This window comes from Mucilaginibacter xinganensis, assembly GCF_002257585.1.
GTDB classification, from domain to species: Bacteria; Bacteroidota; Bacteroidia; order Sphingobacteriales; family Sphingobacteriaceae; genus Mucilaginibacter; species Mucilaginibacter xinganensis.
Window position 1 is genome coordinate 409564 of the sequence record NZ_CP022743.1, and the last position, 18929, is coordinate 428492.

General features: G+C 44.1%; 16 protein-coding genes. 10 read left to right on the top strand and 6 right to left on the bottom strand.

Annotated features, from left to right (window positions below; all coding sequences use genetic code 11):
• Positions 1-150 precede the first annotated feature (150 nt).
• A complete protein-coding gene (locus MuYL_RS01905; protein WP_157740540.1) occupies positions 151-3597 on the bottom strand; it encodes an ABC transporter permease in 3447 nt (1148 codons plus the stop codon).
• A 237-nt stretch (positions 3598-3834) separates the two neighbouring features.
• On the opposite strand from MuYL_RS01905, the gene MuYL_RS01910 reads away from it, so the two are divergent.
• From MuYL_RS01910 to MuYL_RS01925, 4 genes are all read left to right on the top strand, one after another.
• Complete coding sequence (locus MuYL_RS01910; RefSeq protein ID WP_094568917.1) at positions 3835-4293, top strand: GNAT family N-acetyltransferase; 459 nt, start codon at positions 3835-3837, stop codon at positions 4291-4293.
• Between the two features lie 103 nt (positions 4294-4396).
• Complete coding sequence (locus MuYL_RS01915) at positions 4397-5941, top strand: NAD(P)/FAD-dependent oxidoreductase (RefSeq protein WP_094568918.1); 1545 nt, start codon at positions 4397-4399, stop codon at positions 5939-5941.
• Between the two features lies 1 nt (position 5942).
• On the top strand, positions 5943-6428 hold the full coding sequence (locus tag MuYL_RS01920) for a DinB family protein (protein WP_094568919.1): 486 nt from the start codon (positions 5943-5945) through the stop codon (positions 6426-6428).
• Complete coding sequence (locus tag MuYL_RS01925) at positions 6421-6786, top strand: CoA-binding protein (protein ID WP_094568920.1); 366 nt, start codon at positions 6421-6423, stop codon at positions 6784-6786. Before MuYL_RS01920 ends, MuYL_RS01925 begins: the two co-directional genes overlap by 8 nt.
• Positions 6787-6939: 153 nt before the next feature.
• Here MuYL_RS01925 and MuYL_RS01930 read toward each other — a convergent pair whose 3' ends face one another.
• Positions 6940-7917 (bottom strand): SDR family NAD(P)-dependent oxidoreductase, encoded by a 978-nt coding sequence (locus MuYL_RS01930; RefSeq protein ID WP_094568921.1) that lies wholly within the window; start codon positions 7915-7917, stop codon positions 6940-6942.
• Between the two features lie 119 nt (positions 7918-8036).
• Here MuYL_RS01930 and MuYL_RS01935 point away from each other — a divergent pair, with 119 nt between their 5' ends.
• From MuYL_RS01935 to MuYL_RS01950, 4 genes are all read left to right on the top strand, one after another.
• Positions 8037-8822: a Type 1 glutamine amidotransferase-like domain-containing protein gene (locus MuYL_RS01935; RefSeq protein ID WP_094568922.1), complete on the top strand. Its 786-nt coding sequence runs from the start codon at positions 8037-8039 to the stop codon at positions 8820-8822.
• 105 nt (positions 8823-8927) lie between these two features.
• Positions 8928-10022 carry an Mrp/NBP35 family ATP-binding protein gene (locus MuYL_RS01940; RefSeq protein ID WP_094568923.1) on the top strand — a complete coding sequence of 365 codons (1095 nt, stop codon included), beginning with the start codon at positions 8928-8930 and terminating at the stop codon, positions 10020-10022.
• Between the two features lie 141 nt (positions 10023-10163).
• Complete coding sequence (locus MuYL_RS01945) at positions 10164-10442, top strand: NifU family protein (protein WP_094568924.1); 279 nt, start codon at positions 10164-10166, stop codon at positions 10440-10442.
• Between the two features lie 112 nt (positions 10443-10554).
• Positions 10555-11190: a peptidase associated/transthyretin-like domain-containing protein gene (locus tag MuYL_RS01950; protein WP_094568925.1), complete on the top strand. Its 636-nt coding sequence runs from the start codon at positions 10555-10557 to the stop codon at positions 11188-11190.
• A gap of 112 nt (positions 11191-11302) precedes the next feature.
• Here MuYL_RS01950 and def read toward each other — a convergent pair whose 3' ends face one another.
• Together def and MuYL_RS01960 are read right to left on the bottom strand one after the other, a co-directional pair.
• The gene (gene def / locus MuYL_RS01955; protein ID WP_094568926.1) at positions 11303-11875 is read right to left on the bottom strand and encodes a peptide deformylase; all 573 of its coding nucleotides are present in this window, start codon (positions 11873-11875) and stop codon (positions 11303-11305) included.
• A 17-nt stretch (positions 11876-11892) separates the two neighbouring features.
• Positions 11893-13125, bottom strand: a complete 1233-nt coding sequence (locus MuYL_RS01960; RefSeq protein ID WP_094568927.1) for a M16 family metallopeptidase — start codon at positions 13123-13125, stop codon at positions 11893-11895.
• A gap of 83 nt (positions 13126-13208) precedes the next feature.
• Between MuYL_RS01960 and MuYL_RS01965 the strand changes: the two genes are divergently transcribed.
• Together MuYL_RS01965 and hpt are read left to right on the top strand one after the other, a co-directional pair.
• Positions 13209-13913, top strand: a complete 705-nt coding sequence (locus MuYL_RS01965) for a hypothetical protein (protein WP_094568928.1) — start codon at positions 13209-13211, stop codon at positions 13911-13913.
• 74 nt (positions 13914-13987) lie between these two features.
• The gene (hpt, locus tag MuYL_RS01970; protein ID WP_094568929.1) at positions 13988-14524 is read left to right on the top strand and encodes a hypoxanthine phosphoribosyltransferase; all 537 of its coding nucleotides are present in this window, start codon (positions 13988-13990) and stop codon (positions 14522-14524) included.
• A gap of 49 nt (positions 14525-14573) precedes the next feature.
• Here hpt and MuYL_RS01975 read toward each other — a convergent pair whose 3' ends face one another.
• Positions 14574-15458 carry a cyclase family protein gene (locus MuYL_RS01975; protein ID WP_211710225.1) on the bottom strand — a complete coding sequence of 295 codons (885 nt, stop codon included), beginning with the start codon at positions 15456-15458 and terminating at the stop codon, positions 14574-14576.
• A 12-nt stretch (positions 15459-15470) separates the two neighbouring features.
• On the bottom strand, positions 15471-18827 hold the full coding sequence (mfd, locus tag MuYL_RS01980) for a transcription-repair coupling factor (protein WP_094568930.1): 3357 nt from the start codon (positions 18825-18827) through the stop codon (positions 15471-15473).
• Positions 18828-18929: the final 102 nt, after the last annotated feature.

An 18929-nucleotide genomic window follows, 5' to 3' on the forward strand; every position in this document is an offset into this window, starting at 1 on the left:
AAGGCTGTTCCAAATTTACAACATATTGATATATACAAAATTATGCGATGATAAATATGTTTTGCTGTATTGGCTGCCAACATAGGACGTTCAGTTTCCATTTTCCGGATTTGTCCGGAAATAGCTGTAGACGTATAAGACCGAAAGCGATTATTCTGATCGTAAACTCTTAATGGGATTTGCTAACGCGGCCTTTAATGCCTGGTAACTTACGGTAATCATTGCTATTGTTACAGCTAAAAAGCCGGCTGCGACAAAGATCCACCAGCTAATACTTGTCCGATATGCAAAGTCCTGAAGCCAAAGGTTCATTCCCCACCAGGCAACCGGAAAAGAAATAAGGGAGGAGATACCGATTAGCTTCAAAAAATCATTTGAAAGCATCATTATTAAATTAGTTATACTGGCACCCAGTACCTTTCGGATCCCAATTTCCTTTATGCGTTGTTCAGCAGCATAGATAACTAAACCAAGCAGGCCAAGACAGGCTATAAGTATGGAGAAAAAAGAAAATGAAATAAAAATTCTTCCAATATTTTGTTCAGACCGATAGAGGTGATTAAATTCTTCATCCATGAAGGAATAAGAAAATGGCTGGTCGGCCATATTTGCGTATTTTGTATGATATAACGTTCTTATTTCAGAAATAAGCGTTGGCAGGTTTTTAGTTTCGACGCGAAATGCCATAGCCCCATTATCTAATGAATTTCTAAGTACCAGGGGGGATATTTTACTATGTAATGAGCCTGCATTAAAATCTTTTACCACGCCTATAATATGGAAAGTAACTCCCCCCGGCCCATATAAAAACTTATTTAAGGGTTTCTGGTATCCAAGCATTTTTGCAGCTGTTTCATTAATAACAACAGCTGAGGAATCTGTTAATATCTGTTTGGAAAAGTTCCTGCCATCAGCCATTTGCATTCCCAGTGTTGGAATATAATCCTCATCAACAGACCAGGTAGCCAATGCCCTGGTTTGGTCTTTGTTTAAAGACGCCTCCTTTCCGTAAACCTGGGTGTAATTATTAACAGCTGTAGGAAGACATGATGTCATTGTACCAGATTTAATACCCGGCATTTTTATCACATCGTTTAAAAAAGATTTTGCATTCGGGAATAGTGCGCTTGTATTCTTTAATATCAGCACCTGATAGCGGTTATAGCCTAAATTTTTATTGCTGATGTATTTTAATTGTTTGTATATCACAAGCGTTCCAATTATTAAAATTATTACAGTTGCAAACTGAAAAACAACCAAACAGTTACGGAGCATACTCGCTTTAAAACCGACCGCCAGTTTACCCTTTAATACTTTTATAGGTTGAAAGGCGGATAAGAAAAATGCGGGATATAAACCAGAAATAACACCAATTACCAATGTAATTGATATGAGTACCGGCATAAACCATATGTTGGTTAGCCAGCCTAAAGTGATTTGCTTACCAGATAGGTCATTGAAATATGGGAGCAAAAGAATGGCTAAAATTACTGCAGCAACTACCGCTAAAAAGCTTGTTGTGATTGATTCCATCAGAAATTGCCGAATTAATTGGGGCCTGTTAGATCCCAGAACCTTTCTAACGCCTACTTCTCTTGCGCGACCCGCAGACTGGGCTGTTGAAAGGTTCATGAAATTGATACAGGCGATCAATAATATTAAAATGGCAATTACCGTAAATATATACACGTACTCCGCATTACCTGATGGCTCTTGCTCATCTGTTAATGTAGAGTGCAGGTGAATTTTTGTAAGGGGAATTGTTAGGTACCTGAAATGACCGCCATTTTTTTCAAGTTCCGGCAATGAGCTATGAAGATCTCTTAACAAAACAGGTTCCGCGTATTTCTTTGTAGCTTCCTGGAGGTAATTGTCTAATGAATTTTGAGTAACACCAGGCCGTGCTAACAGGTAAGTAATGTAGCTTACATTAGACCAATCGGGAAAATTTCTATCTGGTAATTCAATTATTGATTTAATAAAATCAAAATGCAAATGCGATTGTACGGGCGTATTTTCTATTACTCCTGTAATTTGGTAGTCAGTAGCATTATCCAAATGCATAGTTTTACCTATCACATCTGTACTGTTAAAATATTTTCGCGCGGTATTCTCTGAAATTACCAGCGAATGACTCTGTGATAAAGCACTTTTAGGATCTCCGGCAATCATAGGTAATGTAAATACCTCAAACAACGCATTGTCAGCATAAAAGCAATTGTCTTCGCTTAACTTAGCTTTCCCCTTTTTTACTAAAATTTTTCCATTGCTTTTAATACGAACAGCATTTTCAATTTGTGGAAACTCCTTAACCAATATGGAGGCCATAGATGGGGGTGTAGTGCGGGCATTAAATTGAGTTCCGTTCACGTTGAAGTCAGCGTTAACACGGAAAATCCTGTCTGCCTTTAAATTAAACTTATCATAGCTTAATTCATCTATCACAAATAGTGAAATAAGGAAACAGATAGCCAAACCAAGTGCTAATCCGATTATGTTTATAGCAGAAAAAGCTTTGTTCCGCCAAAGCGTCCTTAAAGCAATTTTTAAATAATTTGTCAACATATAATTGCGGTTTAATTTTCCAGGAGCCCAATTTGGCGGGCTATCTGAACGCAATATTACCGGCAGTATTCGTAACCGGGGTGCCAACTTATCAATTGGTACCTCTTTGTTGAGGCTGTTTTTGTATTCCACCGGGGTTTTGCCGGTCATCTCTTTGAAAACGCGGTTGAAAGTTGTTTTGGAATTAAACCCCGACTCGTAGGCAATTCCCAGCAACGTGAGCCGGTCGTAAGCCGGGTCCTGCATTTTTCCGACAATTGCACGAACCCGAAATTCATTAATAAAATCGCTGAAGTTCTTTTCCATCCCAGTATTAATAATCCGGGACAAATCATGCGGATGGATCTTCAGCTTTACTGCAAGGGAGGTCAATGTCAGTTCGGCATCCTCGTAAAGACGGTTTGCGGCTACGGCTTCCATTAGTCTGCGGCTTTTTTCCTTTGCATCATATCTATCGGTTATCGGCGTGGCCAGTTGTGTGCTGCTATCCAATTTCAGCATTACTTCAGCGGCCATTCCAATCAGTATAAAAGCAACGGTAAAACTAAAGACATCATTAAACAGCCATAACAGGCAAAGCAAAGCCAGCAGGTGCAAGGTATTATCCAACCGGCGGAAAGCAAAGCGCGGCCTGTCCATCAGCACTGGCCGCAGGCGGCTATAAAAACTCTGTATCAGCCGGTGCGACAAGTATAAATAAATGACAACCGAAATTAGCAACAGCCAGCCCGGCATCCAATATGCAACCAGCGAAGGGCAAAAATGCAGCACATCCTTTCGGTTAAACTGTAGGTTTGGTGCCGTCATCCGCCGGACATAAAAATACAACAGCGGCCCCAGCGCCGGTAAAAAAATCGGCGTAAGCCCGCCGGTCTTCAATACCATTACAGTTAAAGCAGCACTTAAAAACAGGTTGGCTGTTTGGCGTTCTCTTTTTGCGAATGCTAAAAGCAAAGCAAGTGTAAACCCCGAAAACAGGGTTGCCATGGCGGCCACATGGTAAAGGTTAATATGGAATATATCAGTATTCAAACAGTTCAAATGGCCCAAAGGCTGTTCCAAATTTACAACATATTGATATATACAAAATTATGCGATGATAAATATGTTTTACTGTTTCCATTTCCCGGATTTGTCCGTTAAACGGGGATAGCAGCTGGTATAAAACGTGCCCGCCGGAAAAAAACAGCCATCAGAGGGCGCGTTGAATAGTAGGGATAACATTTGATATAGCTTTTTATTAATTTTAGCCTGTTAGCACAATATCAAATGCAAAACCTCACCCTAAAACGTACAGATTCCGATGATCCCGATTTTCGCACCTTAGTAATCAGCCTTGACTGTGACCTGGAACTTCGGTACGGCGCACAACAAAGCTTTTTTAACCAGTTTAATAAATTGGATAAAATAAAAAACGTGGTGGTGGCTTATTGGGGCAATGTAGCCGTTGGCTGCGGCGCACTCCGGGCTTATAATGACACCGAGATGGAAGTTAAAAGAATGTTTGTTGCCAGTGAGCACCGCGGCAAAGGGATTGCCAAACAGCTGCTAAATGAATTGGAGGCATGGGCTGTAACACTACAGTTCAAAAAATGTATACTGGAAACAGGCACAAACCAGCCCGAGGCTATAAACCTTTACCTGAAATGCGGGTACGAAATTACCGAAGCGTATGGCAATTATATTGGAGTGGAGAACAGTATTTGTATGAGTAAGGTTTTAACGTGATTCTGCGTTTGGATTATCATAACAGCGCATTATCCGGTAGCAGAATAAATATCAGGAGGATTCCCTACCTTTGCCTTATCCGGGATAAAAACCCGGCGAAAGTATGATAAAAGAGATTGAAATTGTTTGCCCCCCGGGGCAGCAGGAAGATGAAGTTGCACTCATCAAAATAGCCGCCACAGCGCTACATATCCCAGCACAAAAAATATCTGCCCTAAAAATTTTAAAACGATCTATTGATGCCCGCGGCCGCAAGGTAGTTTACCGCATGCAGGTACAGGTATTTGTGGACGAAGCTTATGTCCCGGAAACATTCACGGTTAAGTATCCCGATGTAAAAACAGGGAAACCGGTGATAATCATTGGTGCTGGTCCGGCCGGTTTGTTTGCAGCGTTGCAATGTATTGAAATGGGCCTGAAGCCAATAATAGTTGAACGGGGGAAAGATGTAAAACAGCGCCGCCGCGATTTGGCAAATATCAACAAGCAGGGAGTGGTTAACCCGGAGTCGAACTATTGCTTTGGCGAGGGTGGCGCAGGAACCTATTCCGACGGAAAGCTCTACACCCGCTCTACCAAACGGGGGGATGTGAACGCTGTATTAAAAACATTTGTGGCCCACGGCGCTACAGAAGATATTTTGATAGATGCCAGGCCGCATATTGGGACCAACAAATTACCGCAGATTATTACCTCTATAAAAGACAGTATTTTAAATGCAGGGGGCGAAGTGTTTTTTGATGCCAAAGTTACCGGCTTACTGGTTGAGTTTGGAAAAATTAAAGGGATTGCACTTGAAAGCGGCAATAAATTAATGGCTGATGCGGTGATCCTGGCGACAGGGCACTCTGCACGTGACATTTTTGAAATGCTGCATCATCAAAATATCCTTATAGAAGCCAAACCATTTGCTTTGGGTGTGAGAATAGAACATCCGCAGGAAGTTATTGACCAGGCGCAATACCATTGCGAGTTGCGCGGCCCTGATCTGCCGCCATCCTATTATAACCTGGTGGAGCAGGTTGATAGCCGCGGCGTATTTTCATTTTGCATGTGCCCGGGCGGCATTATTGCACCCTGTGCTACAGCGGCAGAAGAAATAGTGGTGAACGGCTGGAGCCCGTCTAAACGGAACAATCCTTTCGCAAACTCGGGGACGGTAGTGCAAATCAATTCAGAAGATGTGAAAGGCGACATGACTGATCCGCTGCGGATGCTTCGCTTTCAGCAGCAAATTGAAAGTGCCGCTTTTAAAGCGGGCGGCGGCAGGCTGGTTGCTCCTGCACAAAGAATGATAGATTTTGCAGAGAACCGCCTTTCAGCCAGTCTTCCCGTCAATTCATACCTGCCAGGTACAAACTCTGTAGAGCTAAAGGAAATTTTACCCGGCTGGATTAATGAACGGTTGCGGAAGGCCTTGCCTGCATTTGGAAAAAAAATGAAAGGTTATTACACCAACGAGGCTATTTTGGTGGGTGTGGAATCGCGCACGTCATCACCAGTAAAGGTTCCGCGTGATAAAGAAACGTTACAGCACCCGCAGGTGGCGGGTTTATTTCCATGCGGCGAAGGTGCAGGTTATGCCGGTGGCATAATTTCTGCTGCTATTGATGGAATAAACTGCGCAATAGCGGCGTCAAAAATATAATATGGGCATTTCAGAAAAGTTAAGCAAACAGTTAGCGCAGGTATTATCGGGCGATCCCTGGTACGGCTTGCCGGTTTATAGCATCATTGAAAAAGTAAGCTTTGAAACTGCTTACGAGAAGCCTGCCGGTTCGGCACATAACATTGCGGGTATTGTGCTGCACATGCTGTCATGGTCCGAAGAAGTAATGGACCGCATGAACGGGATGTCGGCGCAGCAGCCCTCGAGCGGCGACTGGCCGGAACCCGCCGCGCCTGATGAGCAAAAATGGCAGCAATATGTCAATGATCTGAAGCTGGTTAACGTAAATTTGTTGGGAATTATTCAAAACTTCCCCGAGGAGCAATGGAGCGAACCAACACTTGACGAACGGAATCCGGAGTTGGGAACCGGTGTTAATTATGAAGAGTTGGTACACGGTTTAATTCAACACAATGTTTACCATTCAGCGCAAATTGCGTTATTAACCAGGATTATAAATGGCTGATAAAAAAACACTGATATTAGGCGCAACCCCCAACGAAGGGCGTTATGCCAATCTTGCTGCCAACCGTCTGGTAGGGAGCGGGCACAGTATTGTGAATGTAGGAATAAAAGAGGGGCTTGTTGCGGGCGAGCCCATTGAAAAGCCGGAAGCCATTCATACGGATATCGATACCATAACTCTTTATATTGGCCCCGACCACCAGGAGGGGCTTTATGACTATATTTTAAATACCCATCCCAAGCGCATCATCTTTAATCCAGGCACCGAAAACTCCGAGCTGCGCCGTATGGCTAACGAAAAAGGAATTGAAACGGAATATGCCTGCACGCTGGTAATGCTATCTACCGGGCAATATTAGGTGAACAACGCTGGCCAATATGGCCGGGGGCTTTCAGAATTGTTAAGTATGCCGGGTATTGTGCCTTTTATTTACTTCTGATGAGTGTTTACACCGGTTAATCAGGCAGCAGTCATGCGGATAGATTTTAAATAGCATAAATATAAAGAAGGCTTATGCTGATACCGTTAACCTTTCGCAAACCTCCTTTATGGTATTGCTTAAGGGCTTAAATTTAATCCCTGTTGCCTTTTTTATTTTGGAGTTGTCGTAATCACGCGTCATGGAGGCAGCCTGCGCCGAAACCTTATCAAGCGATGGCGCTTTGCCTGTTAATACGCCGATGATTCGCGCTGCCCGCCAGGCCAGGGTCATCATCCATGGCTTTGCCAGGGTAGCCGGGGGAGTTATCCCAAAACCATTGGCAATTTCTGCTGTAATTTGTTTATACGTACGGTTCTCCGCATTAATGATGTAACGTTCGCCGGTAATGGTTGTATTCATGAGCGCTATCATGCATTTGGCTACATCCTGCACATCAACAAAGCCCGAACTGCCGAGGGTGTAAAATTTAAGCCCCTTGCGAACGGTTTCAAACAATTGACCGCTGCCTGCTGTGCCGGCGTTGGCCCCTAAAATTATGGAAGGGTTAACTATTACAGCATCCAGCTCTTCGGCAATGCCGCGCCATACTTCCATTTCGCTTTCCAGCTTTGATATCGCGTAGCCGTCGGTTTCCGTATCGCGGTCCAGGTGATGGATCTCGGTGATCAGGTCGCCGGGCTTGGCCAGGCCTATTGCCGCTACCGAGCTTACATGCACCAGCCGGATGTTTTGTAACAGGCACAAATTAACCAGGTTTGCTGTACCGGTAACATTGGTATTTATCATCTCCTTTTTATCGGCTTGTTTTAATGATACCCAAGCTGCGCAATTGTAAACCTGTGTAATACCGCCGTTAAGGGCGTTTTCCAGGGCGAAAATATCCATCAAATCCGCCTCTACCCATTCAATGCCGTCACCTAAGGGTTTAAGGATTTCCGGAATAATAGAGGATGACCGCTTGGTACAGCGAATGTTTTTGCCTTGCTGAACCAGCTGCAGCGCCACTTCTGAACCTAAAAAACCTGTTGCCCCGGTAACTAAAATCATTTGCAGCTGTGTAAATGTGCGTTGTGCAAATGTGCGGATTTTGAGTAATATTTTAATGACGAAACCCGGATATGATTTCCCCGGGCGCTACTTTGTGAAATTACGGTTATATTAGGGCTATGATTCGCAGAAAATTCATCAGGCAATCGCTTATAGCAGCTACGGGAGCAGCATTTTCAAACCAAATTTTCGCTTTGGCACCATCGCCGCCAAAAACAACCAAAAAGATTTTGCTCACCGGCGGCGCTTATGGCCCGGTTTGGATGAATTACCTGATAAAGCTGACGGGCAAGGATAAGCCGAAAGTGTGCTTTTTGCCAACAGCCTCCGGCGATAGCCAGGCATATATCAATTATTGGATGGAATCCGCAAAAAAATTGTCCATAGAACCTTTTGTGCAACGGGTGTTCATTGAGTCGGCGTCGCAAAAGGTTTCTTTTGAAGAATCACTTTTAGGAATGGATGCTATTTTGGTGCCGGGTGGCAACACCCTGGATATGATGGCGCTTTGGAAGGCGCACGGAATTGACAAGGTTTTGAAAAAGGCATGGGAAAAAGGCATTGTGCTAACCGGCTCAAGCGCCGGAACCATCTGCTGGTTTCACGAAGGGTTGTCCGATTCAAGGCCGATAGCCCTGAGCAAGGTTGAATGCCTCGGATTTTTAAAGGGCAGTATCAGCCCGCATTATCATTCTTCAAAAACAAGGGCCTCCGTTTACCAGGAAATGGTATTAAAAGGAGAAATGAAACCCGGGTATGGATTGGATGAAAATGCAGGGTTGTATTTTGAGAATGAAAAAATAGCTAAAGTGCTTGCCGGCGACAGCAAAAGCAAAGTTTACAAAGTAACCGTTGAAAACGGTGCCATAACAGAACAGGTTATGGAAACAGAGATTATCAGTTAAATTGATATTTACCAGGGTCTAATCATTGATCGCAGATCTCAAACCCCAAAACTATCATTTACATGACAGTAATGTACCCCCTTTTAAGTAAGTTTGCTTTATATTATGAGCATAACCCGCGAACAAGTTTTACAGGCACTGGGAAATGTTGAGGAACCCGATCTGAAAAAGGATCTGGTAACCCTGAACATGATCCAGGATATTAACATTGAGGGCAACCGTGTTAGTTTTTCGGTAATATTAACCACCCCGGCCTGCCCGCTAAAGGCAATGATTGAGAATGCCTGCCGCAATGCCATCCTTTACTTTGTGAGTAAAGATGCCGATGTGCATATCAACATGACATCACGGGTTACTTCGCAAAAAAATACGGGTGTGCCTGGCGTTAAAAATATTATTGCGGTAGCATCAGGAAAAGGCGGCGTAGGTAAATCAACCGTTGCGGTAAACCTGGCACTTGGGCTGTCAAAAACAGGGGCTAAGGTGGGGCTGATAGATGCGGATATTTATGGTCCGTCTATCCCTATCATGTTCGGGCTGGAAAATACCCGGCCAATGTCAACCGAAGTTAACGGCAAAACGCGCATTGAACCAATTGAAAAATATGGCATTAAACTGCTCTCTATTGGCTTTTTTACCGACCCTAACCAGCCTGTGCCATGGCGCGGGCCAATGGTTTCAACAGCGGTTAAGCAATTGTTTAACGATGCTGATTGGGGCGAGCTGGACTACCTGGTGATAGATCTGCCACCCGGCACCGGCGACATTCATATCACGGTAACACAAACTTTCCCGGTAACAGGAGCGGTTATTGTTACCACGCCGCAAAACGTAGCACTGGCTGATGCTAAAAAAGGAATTGGTATGTTTATGATGCCGGCAATTAACGTGCCCATACTTGGGGTGGTTGAAAACATGGCCTATTTTACACCTGCCGAGCTGCCCGAAAACAAATATTATATTTTTGGACAAGGTGGGGGCAAAAAGCTGGCCACACAGTTGAACGTGCCGTTTTTGGGAGAGATCCCGCTGATAAAAGGCATTAGCGACAGTGGCGATTCGGGCATGCCGATTGTGTTGAACGAAGATAGCGTAATGGCAAAAGCCTTTATTGAGATGGCTAAAAGTGTGGCGCAACAGGTTGCTATTAGCAATGCAAAAGCCTTTGAAAAGGTTAATGAAGGACCGTTGAATAGCTAGTTTGGTAGCTGGTATAGTTAGGTAGCGGGTTAAAATTAAAGCTTTCAGGCCTAAATCCAGCTAATATGCAACGGTTGCGATTTGCGCCTTTGCAATACAAATGAAAAATATTTAATAACTTTACTTTATAAAATAGTACAAATGAGTTTATTAGATCAGGTGGAAGCAGCGTTGGATACCATAAGGCCGTACCTGCTGACGGATGGGGGGAACGTTTCAGTTGAAGAAATAACTCCGGAGAATGTTGTTAAGCTTAAATTACTTGGTGCCTGCGGGTCATGCCCAATGAGCATTATGACGCTAAAAGCGGGCATTGAGGAAGCGATAAAAAAGGCCGTTCCGGAAATTACAGGTGTTGAAGCCGTAAATTTAACAGATATTGACGACCCTAACGCGGTACTTCCTGAAAACCTCAGGTAGTGTTAAGTTTTGTTAAATAGCTGCGTACCTAAGTGCAATAATCTATTTTTGTTGAACGTTTTAAACAATTGATCAAGAAGAAACGTAATATATAATACCGCCAATACCCCTGATGAAGAAGTTAACAGGTCTTTTATTCTTTATATTAATTGCAGCAACCGCTTTTGCACAAAAGCAGGAGCGGCCGATCGTACAGTTTAGCGGGATTGTACATAATGCCGATAGTGCAACTGTTATTGTACCCTATGTAAGCATTATAAACAGTTCAAATCAAAACCTGGTTAATATTTCAAATTATAAAGGATACTTTTCATTCCCGGCCCATGAGCGTGATACTATTCGCTTTTCATGTGTGGGCTATGCGCCGGAAATTATTGTTATACCCGCAAACGTTACTACCAAAAGCTATACTGCGCAGATAATGCTTAAGCCGCAGATTATCAATCTGCCGGTTTTCCACGTTTTCCCGTGGGCAACTACCGAGGAGTTCAGGAAAGATTTTATCACGATGAAGGTTGCTGACGATGACCTGGCCATTGCAGAAAAAAACCTAAGCCGCTCGTCTATCCTTAGCCTTCGCCGCACTTTACCGCGTGATGGTTCAGAAATGAACGGCTTCCAGGATTTTCATAACAGCGTGTTAAACTCACACTCCATCACTAATCCGCTACTAAATCCGTTTAACTGGGGCAGCCTTATTAAAGAAATATCTGACGGCGATAAAAGTCGGACACCGGGAACCAATTAAGGGTTAAAAGGAAAGGATCAAGATTCGCAAACGACAAGCTTTTCAAAAAAAAGCCGCGAATCAGGCTGCTTAATTTTGCTGATTCACGGTGCTATAATTCCTGTATATTTTCCTACCTTCCCTTTTTTGCGGCAGGAAACTTCATTTTATAATCAACGTCAACAAACCCTTTTGAAATGTCGTTGAGCTTTTTCTCTATAAGACGCTTACGCAGTGGGCTTAACTTATCGGTAAATAGCTTGCCCTCAATATGATCATATTCGTGCTGGATGATCCTGGCGGCCATGCCTGAAAATGTTTCTTCATGGTGTTTCCACTCTTCGTCGTAGTAAGAAATGGTTATAGTGGGTTTGCGGTAAACATCTTCCCTGATATCGGGGATACTCAGGCAGCCTTCATTAAAGCCCCATTCTTCACCGGTTTCCTCTAAAATGGTTGCGTTTATAAAAGCCTTTTTAAAATCCTTTAGCTTAGGATCCTCATCGGTAAAAGTTGAAGCATCAATAACAAACAAACGCATAGAAAGGCCCACCTGCGGAGCGGCAAGGCCTACGCCATGTGCTCCGTACATGGTTTCGTACATATTTGCAACCAACTCTTTTATATGCGGATATTCATCCGGTTCAATGGCCGTTGCTTTTCTTCTTAAAACGGGATCGCCATATGCTATTATAGGAAACTTCATTGTGCAAAAATAAGGGATTATTGCTTAGGCTCAAATAGTAAGGTAATCATCCTGTCATTATCAAAAATTTCATTACTTATTTCTAACAATTGTTCGGATGTTACCGCATTAATTTTGTCAAATACCTCCTGCAGCGTATCTATATAATTAAAATCGAGCAGGCTTTTTGCCATGGATATGATCAGGCTCATGCGGTTTTCTTCGGCTAATGCTATCTGCCCGATAAATTTCTCCTTGGCCTGGTGCAGCTGCAGGGTGCCCAACTTCTGATCGCGCAGCTTTTTAAGTTCCTTAAGGATCAGTTTGGTGGCTTTTTCGGCTTTTTCGCTATCTGTACCAAAGTAAATCGAGAAGATGCCGGTATCTGTTAGCGAGGTATAGTTCGACTCAACCGTATAAGCAATGCCATGTTTTTCCCTGATCTCCAGGTTTAACCGGCTGCTCATACCCATACCGCCCAGCAGGTTGTTCAACAGCAGCAACCCGTTTTTATGCCGGTGTGCCGACGGGTAAGCCCTGCTGCCAATAATACAATGGGTTTGCGAAATGGGCTTGGTAATAATACTCCGGCTTGAACTGATGGGCCCCGGCACTAGTCTGTGCTTGGTGTTTTGATTGGTTTTAACTGCGCCAAAATATTTTTCAGACAGCTTCACCAGCTTCCTGAAATCATAATCGCCAAAAACAGCAAAGATCATTTCGGAGGTGTTATAATTAGCGTCAATAAATTGATTGATATCTGCGCTGCTGAGTTTGGCAACGGTTTCAGGAGTCCCCAAAATATTGTTTCCTATCGGGTGCCCTTTAAAAAGCAGTTCCTCAAAATCATCCTGTATGGCTTCCTCGGGTTGGTCAAGGTACGATGCGATCTCGTCAAGGATCACGCCCCGCTCCTTTTCCTGTTCATCCGCAGGGAAAGTAGAGTGGAATAAAATATCCTCGAAAAGATCAACCGTGCGTTCCAGGTGCTGGCTTAACAGGGAAGCATGGATGCAGGTATATTCTTTGGTAGTGTATGCGTTAAGATCGGCGCCCACAAGTTCAAGGCGGTTCAGGATCTGGTTGGTGCTCCGGCGTTCGGTTTCCTTAAAAAGCAGGTGCTCAATAAAATGTGCCAGCCCGGTTTGCTGTTCTGTTTCATCGCGCGAGCCGGCATTAACAATAAAACAGCAATGGGTTATTGTTGAGGCTGCATGTTTGAAAAGTATCCTGATGCCGTTTGGTAAAGTGTGAACCTGGTAATCCGTCATGTTGCGGGGCAAAGATAGTGTTTAATTAAATAGTTGCTAATTAAGGCGAAACCTGTAAATTTATTATACCAATTTTCAAAACCATGAAAGCTTTAGCCATTCCCCTGCTGTTGGCGGTGCTGTTTAGCGGCTGCAAAAAAGATAAAACGCAAAATAAAGGGCTTTATTTGGTAAGCACAATTACTTATACAGACAGCCGCGGATCATGGACCGATAACTTCACTTATGATGACCAGAACAGGATCTCGGGTGAGCGCTCAAGTAACTCATTGGCAACTTACACTTATGCCTACAACAATGATAATACGCTTGCATCGGTATCTATAATGGCGAATGGTGCGCTTGAGTTTATAGATAAGTTCAGGTACACGGCCGATTCCGTGCTGGTACAGCAATATGCCGCAGATGGGATAACGCCTTACCTTAACTATGCTTTTGTGCTGAACGGGAAACAGGTGGTGAGATATATTGGCGAGAATAATTATACGATTGACTATACCCGCGACAGCAACGGTAACGTAACCACCATTACCGGCCACAGCGCGGGAATAACCAGCACAGAGACACTTCAGTACGACGATAAAAAGTCGCCTTTTGCAGATATTGGCCTCGCTAACCTGCATGTATTATTTATGATAAGCGATGCTACGCTGGGAGGAGCAAATAACCGCACAAAAACAAACTGGATGACCACCCCGTATGTTTATCAATATTTAGACAACGGGCTACCGTCCGGTGCCAGGACGTCTTACGGGCAATCCATTAAATTTGAATACATTACAAAATAAAATCAAATTTTATTGGTTATTCTTGTGACGATAATTTTACGGTCATTATCCGTGTATTTTTTTATCTTGGCCTCATGGAAATAAGCATAGCCGACCTTAAGTTTGAGCCCCTTATAAAATCTGCCGCCATTGATGCGCGCATCAAAGCAATTGGCAAACAATTAAATGCCGATTACCAGCACACCGTGCCCGTATTTGTGGGAGTTTTGAATGGCAGCTTTTTGTTTATTGCCGATATTATTAAGCAAATAGATATTCCTTGCGAAGTTACTTTTACCAAGCTGGCCTCTTATTACGGCGGTACTAAAAGCTCTTTAAAGATCCGTGATGACATTGATTTCAGCGTGGATATAAAAGGCCGCGATGTTTTGGTGATTGAAGATATTGTTGACACCGGGAACACCGCGAATTACCTGCTCGAAAAACTGCGTGCGAAGCAGCCAGCATCTATAAAGGTTTGCTCTCTGCTGCTAAAACCAGCGTCGCTGCTAAAACCAATAGAAGAACTGAAATACGTTGGCTTTGAAATTGAAAACGAATTTGTAGTTGGCTACGGACTTGACTACAAAGAGATGGGCCGCAATTTGAAGGATATTTATAAGAAGGTTTAGTGATTTACGAGTTTTTAAAAGCGCTTCTTACTGCCTTTCCCGGCTAAAATTAGCTTTTTAAATTTGCGTACGCCCTTACCGGGAAAGTGCCGGCGCCTTCAATTTTAGGCGGAACGGCGCTAAACAGGAAACTGTTTTCGGGTAAAAGCTGAAGGTTGCATAAGTGCTCAACTATTAATATTTCTGCACCAAGTAATATAGAATGCACGGGCCTTTTTTTGCCTGTGGTATTGTCAATATTATGGCTGTCAATCCCTACCAGCTTAACGCCGCAATCTCTTAAATATACGGCGGCGTCTTCGGTAAGATAGGGATGGCCTTCAAAATAATCGGCGGTATTCCAGTGCTGCGCCCAGCCGGTGTAAACCAGCACCGCTTTATTACTGATCTCTTTTCCAACAAAATATTCCCGGCCTATTGCTGTAGCATCTTTTGCGTTAATGGTGATGGCATCCAGTTCTGCACATTGCTCCAGGGCTATCTGCGAAAGGTCTTTACCGTGTTCAAACCTGTGGAAAGGGCAGTCCAGGTAGGTGCCGGTATTGGTAACCAATTCAATCTTCCCTATCTGGAACTCCGTTCCGGCTTCGTAAAATTCTTTTGACCTTTCACGGCTCAGGTAATCGCATATTATTGGGGCGGGCAATCCTTTGTAGGTTACCAGGCCATCAAAAATGGAATGACTAAGATCAATAAGCAGCTCGTCAGCCGCAAGGTTTATAGCCGCACGCTTGTGCTTTTCTTCTATGTAGTGCTTATTCAGAATTTCTACTTCGCCAACCATCAATAGCTGCATGTCCTTTACAAGGTAATCGGCAAGCGCTTTGTCATCAATAGTATCGCCATCAATATCTAAACGAAAATCCTGGCCCTGGATGCCGCCGCCATTGGTGAAAGCGATATCGAAATCAAAAATAACTCTTCTATCAATCATGGTATTGGAAATTTAACTAACCCCAACCACTTCCCCAATATCGCTCAACAAAACCACCGCCTGGTCAATGCTATGCACCCCTTCAATGCTCAGTCGCAACGTGTTTTTAACCTCTTTTAAATTGGTTCGGCGTGGGTTTGCCTGCACAAAGTTTAAAACGCTCCTGAATGCTTCAGTTTCAAAATAGGGCGATTGCTGGTTGGTAAGGAAATAGCCGCGCAGCACATTCTTTTTAAGCGAGATCTTTTCAAAGCCAATGGTTTTGCCCAGCCATTGCAGGCGCATGGTATTTAGCAGGTCATTAACCTGTGGCGGGATTGGGCCAAACCTGTCATGCAGTTGCTGCTGAAAAGCTTGTAGCGTGGCCTCATTTTCCAGTTTGGAAAGCTCGGTGTACAGGTTATAACGTTCGGCAATACTGGTCACATATTCATCCGGGATCAGGATCTCCTGGTCGGTATCTATTTGGGTAAAGGAAATAAACGGGCGGGGCTTATCATCAGGGAACACGCCTTTAAACTCATCCTCTTTCAATTCCTGGATAGCTTCATCCAGGATCTTGTGATACATTTCGAAACCGATCTCGGCAATAAATCCGCTTTGCTCAGCACCAAGCAGGTTTCCGCTGCCGCGGATGTCCAGGTCGCGCATGGCCACGTTAAAGCCGCTGCCGAGGTCGCTGAACTCTTCTATAGCGCTTAACCGCTTCCGGGCTTCGTTAGTTAGGGTTGACAAAGGGGGGCTCAACAAATAACAATAAGCCTTTTTATTGCTCCGCCCAACCCGGCCGCGCATCTGGTGCAGATCGCTCAGGCCAAACATATGGGCGTAATTGATAATAATGGTATTGGCATTCGGAATATCCAGGCCAGCCTCAATAATGGTTGTGGCCACCAGCACATCATACTCGTGGTTCACAAATTTAAGCATCACATCTTCCAGCGCATCACCCTCCAGTTGTCCGTGGGCAATGCCAATCCGGGCTTTGGGCACCAACTTGTGGATCATCCCGCCAAGCTGCGGCAGGTCGGCAACCCGGTTATGAATAAAGAATACCTGCCCGCCACGATCTATCTCGTGCTCAACAGCTTCTTTTATCAGTGTATCATTAAATACATGCAACTCGGTAACCACCGGCTGCCTGTTTGGCGGCGGGGTTGATATAATGGACAAATCCCTTGCGCCCATCAGCGAAAAGTGCAGGGTACGCGGAATTGGCGTTGCCGTTAATGTAAGCGTATCCACATTGGCGCGCATTTGCTTCAACTTCTCTTTGGTAGATACGCCGAATTTTTGCTCCTCATCAATGATCATCAGGCCGAGGTCCTTAAACTTAACGTCCTTACTTACCAGGCGGTGGGTGCCTATAATAATATCAATTTTGCCTTCTTTCAGCTTCTCTAAGGTATCCTTGATCTGCTTGCTGCTCTTAAAGCGGTTCACATAATCAATATTTGCGGGGAACCCTTTTAACCTGTCGGAGAAGGTCTTGTAATGTTGTGCGGCTAAAATAGTGGTCGGAACCAATATGGCAACCTGTTTGCTGTCGGCCACCGCTTTAAACGCAGCGCGGATAGCAACCTCGGTTTTGCCGAAACCTACGTCGCCGCAAATCAGGCGGTCCATCGGGTGCGGCGACTCCATGTCTTTTTTTAAGTCGCTGGTGGCCTTTTCCTGGTCTGGGGTGTCCTCATAAATAAAGGAAGCCTCCAATTCGGTTTGCAGATAGCTATCGCGGCTAAACGCATTACCCACCTGCGTTTTCCTGATGGCATACAGCTTGATCAGGTCGCGGGCAATGTCCTTAACTTTTTTTTTTGTGGTTTTCTTCAGCTTTTCCCAGGTATCGGTACCCAGCTTGTTCATTTTTGGAACGGTGCCTTCCTTGCCGCTGTATTTGCTGATGCGGTTAAGCGAGTTAATGTTTACATACAGCAAATCATTATCAGCATACACCAGCCGGATCATCTCCTGCATTTTGCCGTTTACCTCAACCTTTTCAAGCCCGGCATATTTACCAATGCCGTGATCAATATGGGTTACATAATCGCCGGCCTTTAATTCACGAAGTTCCTTAAGGGTAATGGCCTGCGACCGCTGGTATCCCTTTTTTAACTTGTATTTATAATACCGGTCAAAAATCTGGTGATCGGTGTAACAGGCAAGTTTTTGCTCCCGGTCAACAAACCCCTCGCGAATGGAGATACTTATCGGCGTAAACTTTACGGTTTTATCCAAGTCGTCCAATATCGCGTACAGGCGTTCTACCTGCCGCGCAGAGTCGGTAAGTATAAAATTCTCTATTTTGTCAGCCTCGTTGGTTTTAAAATTATGGATTAGCAGGGTAAAATCTTTGTTAAACGAAGGCTGCGGCCGCATATCAAAGTTAAGCTGCAGGTCGGGCTGATAAAAAAACTGTTTGCCAAACTCTATCAACGCAAAATCATGCAGCTGGTCAGCAATCAGTTTTTCATCGGTAAAACCAAATTTGGGATCTATCCAATCCGGGTTCTGGTTTTTTTCATCGGCAGACAGGGCTTTCCAAAGCGCGGTGGCTTTTTTAAACCCGCTTTGAATTATATCCAGCGTAAACTGTAAATCTTTTATCCAAACCTGGGTGTCCGCATCCACATATTCCAGCAGGGAGATGTTGCTTTCCGTCAGGAATTTTGATTGCACATTAGGTACAATGGTAATGGTTTTAACCTGTTCAACAGAGAGCTGGCTTTCTATTTCAAATGTCCGGATAGATTCTATCATATCCCCAAAAAACTCAACCCGGTAAGGCAGTTCGTGCGAGAAAGAAAAAATATCAACGATGCCGCCGCGAACAGAGAACTGGCCCGGCTCATACACAAAATCAACCCGGTCAAAATCATACTCTACCAAAAACTCGTTGATGAAATCAATGCTCAGTTTGTTGTTGACAGCAATTTCAAGGGTGTTTTTTTCGAGCGATGCGCGGTCTATCACCTTTTCGGCAAGCGCCTCAGGATAAGTAACTATTAACTGGCCAAATGACGAGGAATGGTTAAGCTCATTCAGCACTTCGGCCCGGGCCAGTACGTTGCTGCTATCCGGCTGGGTAAATTCAAATGGTTTGCGGTATGACGAGGGGAAAAGCAGCACTTCTTTGCCGGTAAGGTTTTCCAGGTCGGCCTGGAAATAGCCGGCTTCTTCACGCTCCGGCAACACAAATATCATGTGCTTGTGCTGCAAAAAATACAAAGCTACCGCAATGGCCGCATCACTTGATCCGACTAAACCTCTAAGTTGAATCCTCGGGTTTTTGGAAGCATTAAGGCCCTGAGCCAATGCTTTTACCCGTTCATCATCTTTATATCTATCTAAAATATCGCGAATGTTCAAACTGTGCCAAATATACGCAAAAAAGGTTTTTTAACACGATGGCGTTGAACCGCGAAAATTAATGCAAACAATATTGCACTATAATTACTTTAAATAGTAAAT

Coding starts and splice junctions, on each gene's coding strand:
- MuYL_RS01975 (WP_211710225.1), bottom strand. CDS start 15,458: ATGATTGATAGAAGAGTTATTTTTGATTTCGATATCGCTTTCACCAAT.
- MuYL_RS01950 (WP_094568925.1), top strand. CDS start 10,555: ATGAAGAAGTTAACAGGTCTTTTATTCTTTATATTAATTGCAGCAACC.
- MuYL_RS01930 (WP_094568921.1), bottom strand. CDS start 7,917: ATGATTTTAGTTACCGGGGCAACAGGTTTTTTAGGTTCAGAAGTGGCG.
- MuYL_RS01965 (WP_094568928.1), top strand. CDS start 13,209: ATGAAAGCTTTAGCCATTCCCCTGCTGTTGGCGGTGCTGTTTAGCGGC.
- MuYL_RS01915 (WP_094568918.1), top strand. CDS start 4,397: ATGATAAAAGAGATTGAAATTGTTTGCCCCCCGGGGCAGCAGGAAGAT.
- MuYL_RS01960 (WP_094568927.1), bottom strand. CDS start 13,125: ATGACGGATTACCAGGTTCACACTTTACCAAACGGCATCAGGATACTT.
- def (WP_094568926.1), bottom strand. CDS start 11,875: ATGAAGTTTCCTATAATAGCATATGGCGATCCCGTTTTAAGAAGAAAA.
- MuYL_RS01945 (WP_094568924.1), top strand. CDS start 10,164: ATGAGTTTATTAGATCAGGTGGAAGCAGCGTTGGATACCATAAGGCCG.
- MuYL_RS01910 (WP_094568917.1), top strand. CDS start 3,835: ATGCAAAACCTCACCCTAAAACGTACAGATTCCGATGATCCCGATTTT.
- MuYL_RS01940 (WP_094568923.1), top strand. CDS start 8,928: ATGAGCATAACCCGCGAACAAGTTTTACAGGCACTGGGAAATGTTGAG.
- MuYL_RS01920 (WP_094568919.1), top strand. CDS start 5,943: ATGGGCATTTCAGAAAAGTTAAGCAAACAGTTAGCGCAGGTATTATCG.
- hpt (WP_094568929.1), top strand. CDS start 13,988: ATGGAAATAAGCATAGCCGACCTTAAGTTTGAGCCCCTTATAAAATCT.
- MuYL_RS01925 (WP_094568920.1), top strand. CDS start 6,421: ATGGCTGATAAAAAAACACTGATATTAGGCGCAACCCCCAACGAAGGG.
- MuYL_RS01935 (WP_094568922.1), top strand. CDS start 8,037: ATGATTCGCAGAAAATTCATCAGGCAATCGCTTATAGCAGCTACGGGA.